Consider the following 17,057-nt stretch of genomic DNA (forward strand, 5'->3'; position numbering starts at 1 on the left):
AATGGTGGAAAACTCCCACGTTCTCTATGCGCGTGAACCGGCGCTCGGCATTCCCGAATTCCGCCGGGTGCTGGTGGAATCCGGTCTCGGCGAAGCCCGGCCCGTCGACGACGAGGCAAGACTGAAGGCGATGCTGGAGGGCGCCAACCTGATCGTGACCGCCCGTCTCGACATGGCCGGTCTTGATATGGAAGCCCCGCCGCTGATTGGCGTTGCCCGCTGCCTGACCGACTTTTCCTGGGTCTGCTACATCAGCGATCTTGCCGTCTCGGCCAAGGCGCAAGGGTTGGGTATCGGCAAGGGACTGATGGGCGAGGTGGCCCGGCAGCTCGGACCGTCGGTCGCCATCAGCCTGATTTCCATGCCGGACGCTGTCGGATTCTATGAACGCATCGGCATGAAGCGCGTGCCCGACGCCTTCTGGATCTCCCGCCAGCGCTGACTTTCCTCTGTGATCCATCCATCGTCAACGGTGAGCGACCTTGTCGCTTGACATGCAACCAAATGGTTGCATATTAAAGCCATGAGCATGGATGCCGTCTTTCGCGCCCTGGCCGACCCGACACGCCGGCAATTGCTGGACAGCCTGCATGCCAGGAACGGACAGACGCTCAATGCGCTGTGCGCGGAGATGGCCATGACCCGCCAGGCGGTGACCAAGCACCTGGCGATCCTGGAAGAGGCGAACCTCGTCACCACCATCCGCCGGGGCCGAGAGAAGGAGCACTACCTCAACCCGGTTCCGATCAATGAGATCGCCGAACGCTGGATCGGCAAATTCGAGCGCCACCGGCTTGATGCATTGAGTGATCTGAAGAAACGCCTCGAAAGGGAAGACTGATGAGCAACAGCTTCGTTTACGTGACCTATATCCGCACCACGCCGGAGAAACTCTGGGAGGCGTTGACCGACCCGGAGTTCAACCGGCAGTTTTTCCTCTGCTCCTATCAGGAGAGCGATTGGAAAGTGGGCTCCAGCTGGAAGCTGATCTTCCCGGACGGCCGTGTCGCCGACAGTGGCGAGATTCTCGAGATCGACCCGCCACGACGCCTGGTCATCAAATGGCGCAATGAATGGATGCCCGAGATCAGGCAAGACGGCTACACGCGCTGCACCTTCACCATCGAGCCCGACGGCGAGCTGATGAAACTTGCCGTCACCCATGAGGCGGACGGCCCGCACAGGCTGATCGGCAATGTCGCCAAGGGCTGGCCGCTGGTGCTGGCCAGCCTGAAGAGTCTGCTCGAGACCGGCAAGGGATTCGAGCGTCCGCCATCGAAAGCTTGAACTCGTTTCGCTAGCGGAACAAATTTCACGTGGAGGCATCGATGATGCACGCTCTCAGGGTGCGGAGCATGACCAATGGCGAGACGATCATGGCATCGGCCGAGATCGGCGCGCCTCCCGAACGCGTCTTCGGGGCGCTGGTCGGCAAGGAAGCCGAGCAATGGTGGGGGTCAGCCGATACCTACCGGATGGCCGACTGGTCGGCCGACCTTCGCGTCGGCGGCCGCTGGACTGTTGTCGTGCGCACGGCCGGCGGTAGGGACCTGCCGGCCGGCGGCGAATTCCTCGAAATCGAAACACCGCGCCGGATCGTGCAGACGTGGGCCCATGGCTGGGACCATCCCGCGCTTGGCCGGCGACAAACCAGGGTCGCCTGGCTGCTGGAGCCTATCGCCGACGGCACGCGCGTCACCATCTGCCATGGCGGCTTTGGCGGGCGGCAAGAGGCGGCGGCTGAACATGCCGAGGACTGGGCCCGGGTGCTGGCCTGGCTGCAGGCGCATGTCGAGGCTGGTAGGCTGGCTGCGGCCTGATCGGCGAGCGTCGTCACGCACCCTCCGCACGCCTTGACCCATGCCTCTTCTGGTCCACATCCCTTGCATGGGAAAACAGGCATGTTTCATAGGCACGGCTGGCTGGGGCATTCCGACACGATACAAGAATAATTTCCCACAATCCGGATCGCATCTCGAACGCTACGCCCGGCACTTTCCGATCGTCGAGATCGACACGTCCTTCTACAAGCCGCACCGTCGCGAGACTTACGAACGCTGGGCACACGCCGTGCCGCAGGATTTCCGCTTCGCGGTCAAGATGCCGAAGGCGATCACGCATGAGCGCCGTCTCGTGGACTGCAACGACCCTTTGCAAAGCTTTCTCCAAGAGGTCGAAGGTCTCGGCGCAAAGCTCAGCGTGCTTCTGGTGCAGCTGCCGCCGAGCCTGCCCTTCGAGCCCGATGTCGCGAGCGATTTCTTCGACATGGTGGACACCCGAACCGAAACCAGGCTGGTCTGCGAGCCGCGCCATCCCAGCTGGTTCGAAGCAGAGGCTGAAGCGCTTCTGGCCGTTCGCCGGATCGGACGCGTTGCCGCCGACCCCGCTTCAGTGCCATCTGCCGCGATGCCGGGCGGCTGGCCCGGCCTCGCCTATTTCCGCTGGCACGGCGCGCCGCGCGTCTACTATTCCGACTACGATGCCGACAGCCTCGACCGGTTCAGCCGGCAAGTCGAGGCCGCCGCCGCTTCGGGTGCCGAGGTCTGGGGAATCTTCGACAACACGGCCGGAGGCAATGCGCTGGGCAACGCGCTCAAGGTTGACGCCCAGACTTCGTCATTCTAGGGCGAAGCAAGGAGCGCAGCGACGCGGCGCAGACCCTAGAATCCATGCCGCGACGTCGACTTGTCGCGACAATACGCGCAAATCGGCACCCCCTTCGTTCTGCGCCGTTAGAACACTACGACAACGGTAACGGCATGGATTCCAGGGTCTCCGCGACGTCGCTTCGCTCCTGCTCCGCCCTGGAATGACGAAGAAACTGAGCGCCTGGCAAACCCGCGAGGCAGCCCCTGACCTCAAATCACATTCAATTCCCGGAAGGCCCGCCCTTCGGCGACACGCGCGTAGCCAAATGCCGAGCAGTCGATCGTCCGGTAGCCGCCATGCACGATCAGTTCGGCCAGCGCCTTGCCGACCGCCGGCGCCTGTTGCAGGCCATGGCCGGAGAAACCGTTGGCGAACAGGAAATTCGTCACTTGCGGGTGCGGGCCGATCACGGCGTTCTGGTCCAGCGTGTTGTAATCGTAGTGCCCGGCCCAGGCGCGCGTCGCCTTGATCGCCTCGAAGGCCGGGATGCGGGTTGCCAGCACCGGCCAGATCACCTCTTCAAACAGCGGCCAGTCGACGTCGAAGTCCCCGGGGTCGGCCGGGCCGTCGCCCTCTTCCGGCTCGGCGCCGCCGGTGAGGTAGACCGAGCCTTCCGGCCTGACATAGATGCCGGAGGGATCGACCAATAATGGCATGTCAGTGAATTTGTCCCGCGCGTCGAACACGAAGACGTTGCGCTTGCGCGGCTCGACCGGCAGCGAAAGCTGGGCAAGGGCGGCGACCTTGCCAGCATTCGGCCCGGCGGCATTGATGACGGTGCCGGCCTCGAGCCGATCGCCATTGTCGAGGCTGACGCCGGTGACGCGGTCACCCTGCCGCTCGACGCCGGTGACCGACGCGCTGATGAAGTCGATCTTCTTCTGCCGCAACGCCTTGCGAAACAGCATCAGCATCGCATGCGCGTCGAACCAGCCCTCGCCGGTCCGGCCATAGGCGCCGGCGGTGATGCCTTCGGCCGACAGCCAGGGGAAGCGGCGCGTCAGCTGGTCGGCGTCCTCGAGCAGGATGTCGGCTCCCTCGGCGACCTGCGCTTCGTGGTTGGCTTTCAGGATCGGCAGCCCGGCCTCGCCAGCAAGGATGAGATAGCCGCCCTCGCGAAAACCGATATCGGCGTCGGTGCCGAATTCTTCCTTCAGCCGCCGGAACAGTTTTAGCGTGAACTGCGACAGGCGGATGTTTTGCGGAATGGAGAATTGCTGGCGGATCGAGGCCATGGACAGCGTCGTCGCCGCATGGGCGAATTGCGGGTCGCGCTCGATCAGCGCGATCGAGCCGGAAAACCCTTCCTCGCGCAGATAGTAGGCGATCGAGGACCCGACGATGGCCCCGCCGATGATGACGATGTCGTAGCGCACTTTTTTCTCCGATCCGCCGTCCGCAATCTACGCGACCGGCAAAGTGATCTCGAAGCGCGTGCCGCGCTCGGAGTCAACCAGCCGGATCGTACCATCATGCGCTTTCAGGAGGGCCAGCACGATGCGAAGCCCCATGCCGGTGCCGCCCGTATCGCGTCGCGTGGTGAAGAACGGCTCGAAGATGCGCGCTTGGTTGCTTGGCGAGATGCCGGCGCCGTCGTCGCCGACCAGCACGGTCGCCTTGCCGCCTGCGCTTGCAGCGGTGATCGAAACCAGCGTCGCGCCGTGCCCGGCGGAATTGTCGATGAGGTTGGCAAGCACGATCGCCGCGTTCTCGGCCGAGATGCGCAAGGCCACGTCGCCACCGGCCTTGACTTCAACCGCCAGCCTGGTGTCGACGGGAAGCAGGGCCAGCGCCGCGCCGACCGAGGTGCTTTCGCCGCTGGGTGCGAGGTTTTCGGCCCGCGCCAGGTCGAGCAGCCGCCGGACCAAAAGGTTGAGCCGCCCTGCATCGGTGACGATATTGTCGGAGAAGCGCCGCCGCTCGTCATCGTCCATCGCCGAGCCTGAATCGCGCAGCAGTTCGGCCGCGCCCTGGATCGCCGTCAGCGGCGATTTGAGTTCATGCGAGACATGGGTGGCGAAGGTCTGGATGGCGTCCGAGCGCGCCTGCAGTTTTTCGGCCATGTCGAGAAAGGCGGCGGAAAGCTCCGCCATTTCTCGCGTGCCATGGTGGTCGAGAGGCCGGATCGCGTCGCGCTCGCCGGCGGCGATGCGCTGGGTGCGGTCGATCAGCGCGTAGATCGGCCGGCTGACGGTGCGCAGGAAGACGAGGCCGATAAGCAGCGTGCCGCCGAGAATGGCGATCGCCGCCGCCGTCACCTTGCCGCGTTCGCCATAGAGATGTTTTATGATGTTGTTGGGCGTCCGCGAGACATAGACCACGCCGGCGACCTGGCCGCTCACGGTCACCGGCAGGGCGACGAAGACGCGCACCTTGGTGCCGCGGCTGACCGAATAGAGCGGCGGCGCCGGCTGGTTGGGGATGCGCAGCCGGAGCGCGCTGGCATAGCGCCCGGCAAGTGCTGCGCGCACCTCCTCGACCCCGGCAAGCGACTGCCCGATCTCGTCGCGCCCGGCAATCACCACACCCTGGGGATCGAGCAGCCGGAAGCCGGCCAGCGTGGTCTTCTGCGTCGCGTCGAGAATGCCCGCCAGCCGCGCGCCGATCGTGGCGAAAGCGGGATCGACCGTGGTGGGGATCCCCGCCGGCCGGGTCGCAAGCACGTAGTCCGAGGCGAGATCGAGCCGCGGCTCGATCGGCCGATAGGGCGAATCGAGATTGGCGCCTCGGCTCGCATAGCCATTGGCCGGCGGCATCGCCACGCCAAGCTTTTCCGGTGAAATGCCGGCGTCGCGGACCTCCTGCGCATAGATGGCGGCAATGGCCGCGCCCTGTGCGATCAGTTCTGCCTCGGTCTGGCGGATCAGCTGGTTCTCGTAGAGGCGGAAGAAGAACAGGCCGACCAGCGGCAGGGACATCACCAGGATCAGGATGGCGACGACGACCGTGGCGAGGCGCGGCCGCCATTTGCGGCCGACCCACTTGCTGCCAATCGACTTGCTTGATGTCGTCAGCCGCATCGGCCGAGCCGGAAGCCGACGCCGTGCACGGTCTCGATGACCTCCGGGCACCCCACGGCCGCCAGCTTGGCCCGGATATTGCGGATATGGCTGTCGACGGTGCGGTCGGCGACATGGATCTTGCCGGCATAGGCGTTGGCCATCACCGCGTCGCGGTCGAGCACATGGGTGGGCCGCGCCAGAAACCCTTTCAGGATCGAGAACTCGATCGCCGTCAGGGCGAGCGGCTTGCCGTCGAAGGCGGCCGCGTGGCTGGCCGGCGCCAGGGTGAGCTTTCCCTGCGCGAACTGCCTGTCGTCGGCCAGTTCCGGCGCCGCCGGACGGGCGCGGCGCAGGATGACGTTGACACGGGCGACAAGTTCGCGCGGGCTGAACGGTTTGGTGACATAGTCGTCGCCACCCATTTCGAGCCCGAGGATGCGGTCGATCTCCTCGTCGCGCGCGGACAGGAACAACACCGGCACGTCTGATGTGTGACGCAGCCGCCGGCAGACCTCCAGCCCGTCCATCTCCGGCATGCCGATGTCGAGCACGACAAGGTCGGGTGTGCTTCGTTCGATTGCCTGCAGGGCGGCGGCGCCATCGGAGACGGCAGCCGTTTTCATGCCGGCCTTTTCCAGCGCGAAGCAGATCACTTCGCGGATATGCGGGTCATCGTCGGCGACGAGGATGTGATGCGGCATGGATTAGCGATCCGGCACGGGTTCCGCGGCGCTGGGAACAATAGGCCGCCTGTTGTCGAGATAGCGAAGCAGGCGCCAGTCGCGGAAGCTCCAGCTTCGCCAGTTTTCCTGCAGGCCGCGATACCAGCCTTCATCGACACCGCGCAACCTTGCCAGTTCGCCGACGGCACCGGCATTGGCCGTCCCGCGCTGAGGATCGAAGAAGCGATCGAGCGCTGGAAACGCGTCCGGCCCGAGCGATCGGAGATACCAGGCGTCGAGCGGGATGCCTTGTCCGCTCATTTCGAGGGAATGGTCGACATTGTAGGTGGCGATCATGGCTGCGAAGTTGATGAAACAGCAGGCATAAAGCGTTAGGGATAACGTCAGAAGATTGGCGGAGAGCAGCCATTCACGGGATTTTCCGAGCGCGATACGGGCGACGATCAGCGCAAGGCCGGCCGCCACCAGTCCCATCCAGACGAAAGCGGCGACGCGCCAGTAAGTCAGCGCATAGATGCCGACATAGAGGTCGAGCCGCAGGACCGACGAGACGACCAGCATGATGTTCTGTGCCACCCAGGCATAGACCAGCCGGCGGATGAGCGGGTCGGCCGATGTTTCACTGCCGGGCCTCAGCGCCGCAAGGACAAAACCGGCGGCCAGCAGCGCGGTGGAGATCAAGAGATAGGCGCCGCGATGCGCGTAGGCGGCGTAGCTCAAACCATCGGGAAGCGCGACCCCGCCCCATAGATAGGTGGCGTCGAGCCCGCTCTGCAGCGCAAACAGAATGTTGAAGACGATCAACGCGCGCAGGATGGCGGCCTTGCCGAAGACGATGTCCTCGACGGCGTACCGGTCGGCCGCTGGCTGGGCATCGGCAGGATGGTGATTAGGCCTGGCGATGCGGCGCTGAAAGCGCGGCAGGCGTGGCCGCAGAAAGGCCCAGACGCCGGCAAGCACGAATAGCCAGAAGGCAATCCGCGTCAGCTGGATCAGGTCGAGCAGCTTGAAGACGTCGATCAGCGACAGCCAGTCTTCGATGACCGGATTGGCGGCACCGAAAAGGGCGACGAAGACCGCGCCCAGCGTCAACGGCATTACCCAGACCGCGATTGCCGCCAGCCTTATGCGATGTCCGCCGAACCGCCGCGCCGCTCTTCGCCACTGGAGGAGAAAATCGCCGAGGAACCGGAACGGCGCCGCCAGTCCGAACAGCACGATCTGGCCGGCAATTCGCGCCATGCTGTGCCACGGGCGGCCGCTCAGCGAAAGCGCGAACGCCACCAGCGCGGCAAGCGCGACCGAGACGGACAAGGGGCTGACAGTCTCGGCGAGCGGCAACAGCGCAACAAGCAAGGCGGCCGACTTGAGCCACATCTTGCCGTCGCTGAAGGCGGCGGGATGCACGGCAACCACCGCTGCGGCAAGCAGCGTGGCGAACAGCAGAACCGTGATCCCGGCGGGCTGGCCGTAGAACAGGAAATCGGCGATCGCGACCAGCAGCACGGCGACGCCGAAGCGGCTGCAATAGCTTGGCGCGGCGCGGAAGAAAGAGGTCACGGCCTGATCTTCCTGATGGCGTTCCTTCGCGATGGCGGCGGGCTCTTGCGGACAAATGGGATGGGAATTGCAGCGGGGTTGGCGCGTTGCGGGTCGACCAGCCACCAGCCTTCGCTGCGCAGTCGGTAAGGCAGACGGGGTTTTGCTCGCTTGTGCATGCCGCCTGTGTCGCAGGCCTGCAGGAAAGCGATGCGGCGGATCGGAGGAGGTTTTCGGCAGGCGCGTGCAGTTTTCGTGCAGGGCTGGCGGCTTGCCTCGACCAATCACACACGGCATAGATCTGGCATGACCGAAATCTACCGCCCGCGCCGCTCCGTGCTCTATGTCCCGGCCTCCAACGACAAGGCGCTGGCCAAGATCGCGCAGCTTGCCTGCGACGCCGTCATCATCGACCTCGAGGACGCCGTCGCCCCCGCCGACAAGATCGCCGCGCGCGAAAAACTGGCCGGCATTTTCGCCAACCGCCCTGATGCCAATGGCCGGCGACGCGAGATGGTGGTACGCGTCAATGCGCTGTCCAGCGAATGGGGCACTGACGATCTTGCGGCCGTGGCCAAGGCGGAGCCGGACGGCATCCTGCTGCCGAAGGTCGACACGCCGCGTGACGTGCTCGAAGTCGGCGATGTGCTGGACGATAATTTTGCCCCGGACAGCGTGAAACTATGGGCGATGATCGAGACGCCCAAGGCCATGCTCAACATCGGCGCCATCGCCGAACTCGGCCGCGACCCCGCCTCACGCCTGGATTGTTTCATCGCCGGAACGAATGACCTGATCAAGGATACCGGCGTGCTGGCGACGCCGGATCGCGCCTATCTGCTGCCATGGCTGATGCAGATGCTGCTGGCGGCACGCGCCGGCGGGATCGACATGCTCGATGGGGTGTTCAACGATTTCCGCGACCCGGATGCGTTCGCGCGTGAGTGCACGCAGGCAGCCGCCATGGGCTTCGACGGCAAGACGCTGATCCATCCATCGCAGGTCGAGGCGGCCAACCGTGCCTTCGCTCCGTCGGCGCAGGCGCTGGCCGAGGCGCGCGCGGTGAAGGATGCCTTCGCGCTTGCGCAAAACAGTGGCAAGGGGGTCATCGCGCTGAATGGCAGGATGGTCGAGCGGTTGCACTTGGCGCAGGCCGAGAAACTTCTGGCGAAAGCGGCCGCCATCGGCGCATGATATTCGCCGATTTGGGATACACGACAGGAATTGAACGATGAAACTCTACCGCTTTCTCACCGCCCCGGACGACGCCAGCTTCTGCCATAAGGTGACGGCGGCGCTGAACAAGGGCTGGCACCTGTTCGGCTCGCCGACCTACGCCTACGACAAGAAGACCAAGACCATGCGCTGCGGCCAGGCCGTGGTGAAGGATGTCGATGGCCAGGAATACGGGCCGGATACGAAGCTCAGCGACTGGTAGCCGCTGGCAAGGAGAGCATCAGGCGGCCTCGACAATATCAAGACGCACGGTAAGTCCGGCCAGCGCGGCAAGATTGATCAACGTGTCCAGACTGAAATTCGTGATCCTGCCCCGCAGGAGGTCGCTAAGGCGTGGCTGGGTAATCCCAAGCCGGTTGGCTGCTTCGGCCTGGGTAACGTCCCAACTCCGCACCCGCTGTTCGATAGCGATCAGCAAGTTGGAGCGCATGGTCATGTTGGCGGACTCGGCCGGAGTCTCCTCCAGTGCGTCCCACACGTTTTCAAAACTCTGACGGTCCATCGTCCTCCACTAGATTTGTCTGAACCGGGATGCGGCAAGATCCAAGTTTCGTTTCACTGTCTGTTGCGTCTTCTTCTGGAAGGCGTGCAGCACATAGACAGCGTCGCCTATGCTCGCGACGTAAAGCACCCGGAACGCGCCGGTGGCGTCGCGGACGCGGATTTCCCGCACACCTGGGCCGACCGTCGTCATCGGCTTCCAGTCGCTTGCTCTAGTCCGAGCTGCACCTTATGCAGCTGAACGCCCGTTTCCTTGCGTGCCGCCTCTGGAAAATCCCGGAGCTGGGCAAGAGAATCTCCGAGAAACTCTAAGCGCTTTGTTACTGGCATTGGTGGATTTATATCAAAACTTGTATAATTGCGCAAGGCGGTGATCCGGCCAATCGATGACCATAGCGGCGGCTCACCGACCATGCTGAGACCAACATGGTTAGGGATATCGACTGAGAAGGGAAGCGCGGTAACCTCTCTCTTCGTCACCTAGGGCGAAGCAAGAAGCGAAGCGGCATAGAGCAGGAAGACGAAGGTACGGGCTATTCAGCCGCCTCTTCGATCTTCTCCATATCATCGTCCGACAGGCCGAAATGGTGGCCGATCTCGTGGACCAGTACGTGGGTGACGATGTCGCCCAGCGTTTCCTCGTTTTCGGCCCAGTAGTCGAGCATGGCGCGGCGGTAGAGCGTGATGCGGTTCGGGCCTTCGCCTGTCTGCGGGTTCCAGCGTTCGGCGATGCCGCGCCCCTCGAACAGGCCGAGCAGGTCGAACGGCGTTTCCAGCGACAGGTCGTCCATGATCTCGTCGGTCGGGAACTCGGCGATCTGGATGACGATCTCGCCGGTCAGCTTGCGAAAATCCTCCGGCAGGTGGGCGTAGGCCTCCAGGGCAAGGAACTCCAATTCCTCCATCGAGGGCGCAAGTTCACCATGCCAGGTGCGGGTCTTGTAGATGCGGGCCATGCTTTGTCCTTTGATCCCGGCATATAGGCTTTCGCGCTGGTCTAGGCAAATGACGCCTGTACCCCGGCGTCGCGCAAGAAGAGGAATAAATTCCTTGATGAGCCTGCTTGACTCTTCCGATCCCCTCTGGAATCTATAGGAACATAACAGGAACAATTGTGAGTGAAAGCTGACCGTCATGGCGATGACCGCCGTGGCGCGGGAGACTGTTTTTGCCCTGCGCCGCCAGATCGCGAAGATCGAGGGAACACTGCCCGAGCGCCTGCAGGCGCCGGCTGGCGCGCCCCTTGATGCTGACGCCGGCAGCGATCTGACGATCGTCCGGCGCGGCCTTGCCGCGGCCTTGCCGGATGCTTGCCTGCCCATCGGCATCGAGCGGCTCGATGCCGCGCTCAGCGGCGGCCTGCCGAAAGCCGCCCTGACCGAAATCCATGGCCTGGAAACCCGCGATGCGGGCGCCGTCGCCGGTTTCGCCCTGTCGATCGTCAGCCTGATCCTCAACCAGGCGCAGGGGCTGCCCATCCTGTGGATCGGGACATCGGAAATTTTCCATGAGGCCGGCTTTCCCTATGCCAGGGGGCTGCATGCCTCGTTCGGCATCGAGCCCCAGCAATTGCTGTTTTCCGAGGCGCCCAGGCTTGTCGATGCGCTGTGGATCGCCGAGGAGGCGGCCCGCATGACCGCGCTTGCAGCCGTCATCCTGGAGATCCGCGGCAATCCGCAGCGGCTGGACCTGACCGCGACACGCCGCCTGCATGCGCGGGCGCAAGGTGCCGGCCGGCCGGTGTTCCTGCTGCGACAAGCGGCCGAGCCCGAACCGACGGCGGCGCCTGTTCGTCTGATTGTCGCTTCGGCGCCGGCCGTGCCGCGCGAAACAGTCGCCGGGCCGCTCGCCGGCTCGATCGGTCACCCGGCCTTCACCATCAGCATCGGCAAGAGCCGCACGGCCCTGCCTGGACAATTCACACTGGAGTGGAACCCCGATGAATGCAGATTCGATGAAAGAAGGGGCGAGGAAAGAAGCAGGGCAAGCAACGAATGGGCAGAGAATCCTGTCCCTGTGGTTTCCCTATCTCGCGACCGAAAGGATCCTGCGGCAGCGTCTGGGGAAATCCTGGCGTTCCCGGCCGCCGGATCATCCGCAGCCATCTCATCCACCGCTCGTGATCAGCCATCGCCAGGGCAACGCGCAGCGCATCGCGGCCCTCGACGCGCGGGCTGAGGCGCTGCACCTGAAGCGCGACATGGGGATTGCCGATGCGCGCGCCATGCATCCGTCGATCGACATCGTCGAAGCCGATCCGGAGGCCGACCGGCGCCTGCTCGAGGGCCTTGCCGACTGGTGCGACCGCTACACGCCGCTGGTGGCGCTGGACGGCATCGACGGCCTGTTCCTCGACGTCACCGGCTGCACCCATCTGTTCGGCGGCGAACGCGCCATGCTGGACGAAATCCTGTCGCGCTTCTTCCAGCAGGGTTTCGACGTCCGCGCCGGGCTTGCCGGCACGCCCGGGGCGGCCTGGGCGGCGGCCCGCTTTTGCGGCGACCGCATCGTTCCATCAGGCGAGGAGGAAGCCCTGCTCGCGCCCTTGCCGCTGGCCGCCCTTCGCATAGCGCCGGAAACCCGTACCAGCCTGGAAAGCGTGGGGCTGCGCACGGCGGGTGCCGTCATGGCGGCACCGCGCGCGCCGCTCGCCCGCCGCTTCGGCGCTTTGCTGCTCCAGCGCCTCGACCAGGCGCTTGGCCGTCTCGACGAGGCGATCTCACCGCGTCTTCCCGTCGCGCCGCTTTCGGTCGAGCGTCATCTCGCCGAGCCCGTCACGCTGACGGAGGAGATAGAGCGGCTGGTGGGCATGCTGGCGACGACCTTGAAGACCGACCTCGAACGCCGCGGCGAAGGCGCAAGGAGCCTGGCGCTACTGCTTTTTCGCGTCGACGGCGCCGTCAGCCGCATCGCGCTCGGCACCTCGCGGCCGATGCGCGAACCCTTGCTGATCCGGAAATTGTTCCATGAAAGGCTGGCGGCACTCGAGCAGCATATCGATGCCGGCTTTGGCTTCGACCTGGTGCGCCTCTCGGTGCTGGCCGTCGCCGCTTTCGACATGCAGCAGGCCGATCTGACCGGCGAAGCGGCCGATGACGGCGCCGACATCGCCCTGTTCGCCGACCGTATCCGCGCCCGCCTCGGCGAGGGCGCGGTTCTGCAGCCGGTTCCCGTGGAAAGCCACCTGCCGGAACGCGCCGTCGCCGTCATTCCCTTCACCGAAGCCCCGCGCCGGACCACACCACCCAAGAAGCCGGACAGGATGCAGGCGCCGATGACCATCTTCCCGCCGGAACGACCGATCCGGCTGTTCCGTTCGCCCGAGCCCATCGAGGTGCCGGCCACCGAAATGCCGGAGGGACCGCCGCTGCATTTTCGTTGGCGCCGCGCGCTTTACCGTGTGACGCGCGCCGAAGGGCCGGAGCGCATCGCCGCCGAATGGTGGCGCGAGGCGCCGGGCGACGCGGCGGCGTCGACACGCGATTATTTCCGCATCGAGGATGCCGGTGGCCGCCGCTACTGGCTCTACCGGCAAGGCCTTTACGGCGGCGTCTCGCAAACCCCGCCGCGCTGGTTCATGCATGGGGTCTTCGCATGAACGCGCTGACCGTCATTCCTTATGCGGAGTTCGGCATCCAGTCGAATTTCTCCTTCCTGCGCGGCGCCTCCAAACCCGAGGAGCTGGTGGTCGCGGCCAAGCTCATGGGCTTCTCCGCGATCGGGCTCGCCGACCGCAACAGCGTCGCCGGCGTGGTGCGCGCCTGGCAGCAGGCCAAGGTCGAAAAGCTTGCCTACCATCCCGGCTGCCGGCTGGTTTTTGGCGACGGCACGCCGGACATTCTCGCCTATCCCAGGGACCGTGCGGGCTGGGGCCATCTGTGCCGCATGCTCACCCAGGCCAATCTGCGTGACGAGACCGAAAAGGGCGCCACCCTGCTCCGGCGCGACGACCTGCTCGAATGGGGGGACCGGATGTCGCTGGCGGTCCTGCCCGATCTGGCGGCCGGCGCGCAAGACAGTCTGGCTTTGCTCCGTGAACTCAGGGGTCGCTTCGGCAGGATCCTGCGGCTCGGCGTCTCACCCTGTTATGCCGGCCATGATCGCTTCCGGATCGAGCAGGCGGCGGCGTTCGCCGAGAGCACCGGCATCCCGCTGATGGCGACCAACGATGTGCTCTACCACACGGCCGAACGGCGCCCGCTGCAGGACGTGCTGACCGCGATCCGCCTCAATGTTCCGGTCGCCGAGGTGGGGCTGGAACTGACCGCCAATGCCGAACGCCATCTGAAGCCGCCGCTGGAAATGGCGCGCCTGTTCCGCCGGTATCCGCAAGCGCTGGCGGAGACGCTGCGGTTTGCGCAAGAGCTGACCTTCTCGCTCGGCGACCTTCAGTACAATTATCCCGACGAGCCGACGGAATCGGGTCTCGGACCGCAGGCGGAGCTGGAGCGACTGGCTCGGGAAGGTGCGGCCCGGCGCTTTCCCGGCGGTATCCCCGCCAGCGTGATAAAACGAATCCAGGAAGAGCTCGCCCTGATCGAGCGGCTGAATTACGCCCGTTATTTCCTGACCGTCCATGACATCATCAAATTCGCCCGAGGCGAAGGCATTCTCTGCCAGGGCCGCGGCTCCGCGGCCAATTCGATTATCTGCTTCTGCATTGGCATTACCGAGGTCGGGCCGGACAAGATCGACACGCTCTTCGAGCGTTTCATTTCCGAGGAACGCAACGAGCCGCCGGATATCGACGTCGACTTCGAGCATGAACGGCGCGAAGAGGTGATGCAGTACATCTATACGAAATACAGCTCCAAACGCACGGCACTCGCCGCCGCCGTCATCAGCTATCGCGGCCGTTCGGCGCTGCGCGAAGTGTCGAAAGCGATGGGCCTTTCGGAGGATGTCAGGGCGTCTCTCTCCGGCTCGATCTGGGGTTGGTCGACCTCGGAACTCGGCGAGAAGGAAGCCAGGGCCGGCGGCCTCGACCGCAGGGATCCGGTGTCACGGCATGTGATGGAACGCGCCAACGAGATCATGGGCTTTCCCCGCCACCTCTCCCAGCATGTCGGCGGCTTCGTCATCACCAGGGACCGGCTCGACGAGATCGTCCCCATCGTCAAGACGGCGATGGACGAGCGCAAGATGGTCGAATGGGACAAGGATGATCTCGATTCGGTGAAAATCCTCAAGGTGGATATCCTGGCGCTCGGCATGCTGACCTGCCTGCAGCGCGCTTTCACTTTGCTCGAGACCCATTACGGCGTGAGAGACGATTATGGCAGGCCATTGACCCTGGATACGATCGCCAAGGAGGATTCCCGTGTCTACGACATGATCTGCCGTGCCGATACGCTCGGCGTCTTCCAGATCGAATCGCGTGCTCAGATGTCGATGCTACCGCGTCTCAAGCCGCGCGAATTCTACGACCTCGTCATCGAGGTGGCGATCGTACGACCGGGCCCGATCCAGGGCGACATGGTGCACCCCTATCTGCGCCGGCGGCAAGGCAAGGAAAAACCCGAATATCCCAAGGCGGAGCTGAAAGAGATTCTCGGCAAGACGCTGGGCGTGCCGCTGTTCCAGGAGCAGGCGATGAAGATCGCCATCGTCGCCGGCGGCTTCAAACCGGGCAAGGCCGATGAACTGCGCCGTGCCATGGCCACCTTCAAGCGCACCGGCACGATCGGCAATTATCGCCAGCAGATGATCGACGGCATGACAGGACGAGGCTACGAAAAGGACTTCGCCGAGCGCTGTTTCAAGCAGATCGAGGGCTTTGGCGAGTATGGCTTTCCCGAAAGCCACGCCGCCTCCTTCGCCCTGCTCGTCTATGCCTCCTGCTGGTTCAAGACCTTCTACCCGGACGTGTTCTGCGCCGCTATCCTGAATTCGCAGCCGATGGGCTTCTATCAGCCGGCGCAGCTGGTGCGTGATGCCCGCGACCATGGCGTCGACATCCGCGAGGTCGACGTCAATTTCTCCGTCTGGGACTGCACTTTGGAAAAGGCGCTTTTCGACCCGGCCCGCATCCTGCCGCGCCATGCCGAAATGCGCGGTGTCATCGAGACTCAGCATGCGGTGCGGCTCGGCTTCCGGCAGATCAAGGGACTTTCCAAGGAACGCATGGAGGTTTTCGTCGAGCGGCGCGGCGCCGGCTACTCGACGGTCCGGGATGTCTGGCTGCGCTCCGGCCTCAATGTCGACGAGATCGAGAAATTGGCGCAAGCCGACGCCTTTCGTTCCATCGGCCTCGACCGCCGCGCGGCACTATGGGAGGTCCGCGCGCTCGACGGCAAGAGTGCCGCCGAGAAGCTGCCGCTGTTCGACCAGCCGGCGCTCAGCCTGCGCGAGCTGGAGCCCGAGACGAAGCTGCCGAAAATGCCGCTCGGCGAGCATGTCATCCATGACTACCGCTCGCTCGGCCTGTCGCTGAAGGCGCATCCGGTCGCCTTCCTGCGCGAGCGGCTCGACCGCGCCGGCATCACTCCCAATGCCAGCCTGCCTTCCGTGCGCGACGGCAGGCGGGTCTCCGTTGCCGGGCTGGTGCTGGTGCGCCAGCGCCCCGGCAAGGGCAACGCGATCTTTCTCACGCTGGAAGACGACAAGGCCGTCGCCAACGTCATCTTCTGGGAAAGGACCTTCACCCGTTTCCGGCCCATCGTCATGGGTGCCCGGTTTGTGAAGGTCACCGGGAAACTGCATTCGGAATCAGGTGTCGTCCATATCGTCGCCGAGAAGATCGAGGACCTGACGCCCTGGCTGACCGTGCTGCTGGAGAAGGTCGGTGCGGCCGCACTGCCGGCCGCCGATCCTTCGGACCGCTCCGGCCAACCCGCAATTCGGCCCGCGATGCTGAAAGACGGACGGGATCTCGCAACGCTGTCGGAAGAGGCGGAGAGGGTCATGCCCAAAGGGCGTAATTTTCAGTAGGCCCGACCACCTTCGTCATCCACGGGCGAGCAGGAGCGAAGCTCCGTCGCGGCGACCCGAGGACGACAAACGTGATGGGTTGCTCAGCCGTAGATCTGCTTGTGGATCTGGTAGAGCATTTCCGAACGGTCGGCGCGCATGTCGGCCAGATCGCGGCTGGAGAAGCTGTCGATTTCGGCGATGAGGCGATTGTAGTGTTTGCGCTTGGCGATGCTGGTGCGAGCGCGGGTCACGAGGTCGTTGAAGATCATAGCAAGGTTCCTTCTGTGCCGCATTCGGCGCGGCCGTTTCTTCCTCCCTTGATCGGTACGGATCATGACATAGGAATGGTGCGTTGCAAAAAGAAGATGTTGCAATGCACCATTGCAGCCAGCGCATAGCCGGTTAATGGCTTCCTAAGCTCCCGCACGACGCGCGGCCCGGGCCGGCAGGCGAGCCGCCTCCCATTTTGTCTTACAAATTAGCGTTACCCCGTCTTGCCAGATCGATTGCGGGCTGGCTTGATCCAATGTCACCT

The 17,057-nt window shown here is 64.4% G+C and carries 17 protein-coding genes and 1 pseudogene; 10 read left to right on the plus strand and 8 right to left on the minus strand.

Annotated features, from left to right (window positions below; translation table 11 throughout):
• Position 1 precedes the first annotated feature (1 nt).
• From FJ543_RS07480 to FJ543_RS07500, 5 genes are all read left to right on the plus strand, one after another.
• Entirely contained in the window at positions 2 to 442 is a 441-nt protein-coding gene (locus tag FJ543_RS07480; protein ID WP_140874537.1) for a GNAT family N-acetyltransferase, read from the plus strand.
• Positions 443 to 523: 81 nt separating this feature from the next.
• Positions 524 to 841, plus strand: coding sequence for a metalloregulator ArsR/SmtB family transcription factor (locus tag FJ543_RS07485; RefSeq protein ID WP_015314978.1), 318 nt, complete (start codon positions 524 to 526; stop codon positions 839 to 841).
• Complete coding sequence (locus FJ543_RS07490; protein WP_140660427.1) at positions 841 to 1,287, plus strand: SRPBCC family protein; 447 nt, start codon at positions 841 to 843, stop codon at positions 1,285 to 1,287. The genes FJ543_RS07485 and FJ543_RS07490 overlap by 1 nt, the downstream gene beginning before the upstream one ends.
• Positions 1,288 to 1,328: 41 nt before the next feature.
• Positions 1,329 to 1,820: an SRPBCC domain-containing protein gene (locus FJ543_RS07495; protein ID WP_140874539.1), complete on the plus strand. Its 492-nt coding sequence runs from the start codon at positions 1,329 to 1,331 to the stop codon at positions 1,818 to 1,820.
• Between the two features lie 67 nt (positions 1,821 to 1,887).
• Positions 1,888 to 2,625, plus strand: a complete 738-nt coding sequence (locus FJ543_RS07500; RefSeq protein WP_140874542.1) for a DUF72 domain-containing protein — start codon at positions 1,888 to 1,890, stop codon at positions 2,623 to 2,625.
• 233 nt (positions 2,626 to 2,858) lie between these two features.
• On the opposite strand, the gene FJ543_RS07505 is transcribed toward FJ543_RS07500, so the two are convergent.
• Genes FJ543_RS07505 through FJ543_RS07520 form a run of 4 tightly spaced genes read right to left on the minus strand, consistent with a single transcriptional unit; the run spans position 2,859 to position 7,894 of the window.
• Complete coding sequence (locus FJ543_RS07505) at positions 2,859 to 4,025, minus strand: FAD-binding oxidoreductase (RefSeq protein ID WP_015314982.1); 1,167 nt, start codon at positions 4,023 to 4,025, stop codon at positions 2,859 to 2,861.
• Positions 4,026 to 4,052: 27 nt separating this feature from the next.
• Positions 4,053 to 5,669 (minus strand): ATP-binding protein, encoded by a 1,617-nt coding sequence (locus FJ543_RS07510; protein ID WP_140874544.1) that lies wholly within the window; start codon positions 5,667 to 5,669, stop codon positions 4,053 to 4,055.
• The gene (locus FJ543_RS07515; RefSeq protein ID WP_015314984.1) at positions 5,660 to 6,352 is read right to left on the minus strand and encodes a response regulator transcription factor; all 693 of its coding nucleotides are present in this window, start codon (positions 6,350 to 6,352) and stop codon (positions 5,660 to 5,662) included. The genes FJ543_RS07510 and FJ543_RS07515 overlap by 10 nt, the downstream gene beginning before the upstream one ends.
• A 3-nt stretch (positions 6,353 to 6,355) precedes the next feature.
• The gene (locus FJ543_RS07520) at positions 6,356 to 7,894 is read right to left on the minus strand and encodes a DUF4173 domain-containing protein (RefSeq protein WP_140874546.1); all 1,539 of its coding nucleotides are present in this window, start codon (positions 7,892 to 7,894) and stop codon (positions 6,356 to 6,358) included.
• A gap of 285 nt (positions 7,895 to 8,179) precedes the next feature.
• On the opposite strand from FJ543_RS07520, the gene FJ543_RS07525 reads away from it, so the two are divergent.
• Together FJ543_RS07525 and FJ543_RS07530 are read left to right on the plus strand one after the other, a co-directional pair.
• A complete protein-coding gene (locus tag FJ543_RS07525; protein ID WP_140618286.1) occupies positions 8,180 to 9,067 on the plus strand; it encodes a CoA ester lyase in 888 nt (295 codons plus the stop codon).
• A 37-nt stretch (positions 9,068 to 9,104) separates the two neighbouring features.
• Positions 9,105 to 9,311 carry a DUF1737 domain-containing protein gene (locus FJ543_RS07530; RefSeq protein ID WP_015314987.1) on the plus strand — a complete coding sequence of 69 codons (207 nt, stop codon included), beginning with the start codon at positions 9,105 to 9,107 and terminating at the stop codon, positions 9,309 to 9,311.
• An 18-nt stretch (positions 9,312 to 9,329) separates the two neighbouring features.
• Here FJ543_RS07530 and FJ543_RS07535 read toward each other — a convergent pair whose 3' ends face one another.
• The 3 genes and pseudogenes from FJ543_RS07535 to FJ543_RS07545 form a co-directional block, all read right to left on the minus strand.
• Entirely contained in the window at positions 9,330 to 9,611 is a 282-nt protein-coding gene (locus FJ543_RS07535; protein ID WP_015314988.1) for an XRE family transcriptional regulator, read from the minus strand.
• A 9-nt stretch (positions 9,612 to 9,620) separates the two neighbouring features.
• Positions 9,621 to 9,940, minus strand: a pseudogene (locus FJ543_RS07540) (type II toxin-antitoxin system RelE/ParE family toxin).
• Between the two features lie 203 nt (positions 9,941 to 10,143).
• Positions 10,144 to 10,566 (minus strand): metallopeptidase family protein, encoded by a 423-nt coding sequence (locus FJ543_RS07545; protein WP_140618287.1) that lies wholly within the window; start codon positions 10,564 to 10,566, stop codon positions 10,144 to 10,146.
• Positions 10,567 to 10,744: 178 nt separating this feature from the next.
• Here FJ543_RS07545 and FJ543_RS07550 point away from each other — a divergent pair, with 178 nt between their 5' ends.
• The 3 genes from FJ543_RS07550 to FJ543_RS07560 are packed head-to-tail and all read left to right on the plus strand — an operon-like array spanning position 10,745 to position 16,540.
• Positions 10,745 to 11,788, plus strand: a complete 1,044-nt coding sequence (locus FJ543_RS07550) for a hypothetical protein (RefSeq protein WP_140874548.1) — start codon at positions 10,745 to 10,747, stop codon at positions 11,786 to 11,788.
• Positions 11,730 to 13,208 (plus strand): DUF6504 family protein, encoded by a 1,479-nt coding sequence (locus tag FJ543_RS07555; protein WP_140719708.1) that lies wholly within the window; start codon positions 11,730 to 11,732, stop codon positions 13,206 to 13,208. The genes FJ543_RS07550 and FJ543_RS07555 overlap by 59 nt, the downstream gene beginning before the upstream one ends.
• Entirely contained in the window at positions 13,205 to 16,540 is a 3,336-nt protein-coding gene (locus FJ543_RS07560; RefSeq protein ID WP_140874550.1) for an error-prone DNA polymerase, read from the plus strand. The genes FJ543_RS07555 and FJ543_RS07560 overlap by 4 nt, the downstream gene beginning before the upstream one ends.
• 83 nt (positions 16,541 to 16,623) lie before the next feature.
• Here FJ543_RS07560 and FJ543_RS07565 read toward each other — a convergent pair whose 3' ends face one another.
• Complete coding sequence (locus FJ543_RS07565; protein ID WP_015314993.1) at positions 16,624 to 16,791, minus strand: hypothetical protein; 168 nt, start codon at positions 16,789 to 16,791, stop codon at positions 16,624 to 16,626.
• Between the last annotated feature and the right edge of the window lie 266 nt (positions 16,792 to 17,057).

Origin of the sequence: Mesorhizobium sp. B2-5-7, assembly GCF_006440875.1 — a bacterium.
GTDB classification, from domain to species: domain Bacteria; phylum Pseudomonadota; class Alphaproteobacteria; order Rhizobiales; family Rhizobiaceae; genus Mesorhizobium; species Mesorhizobium australicum.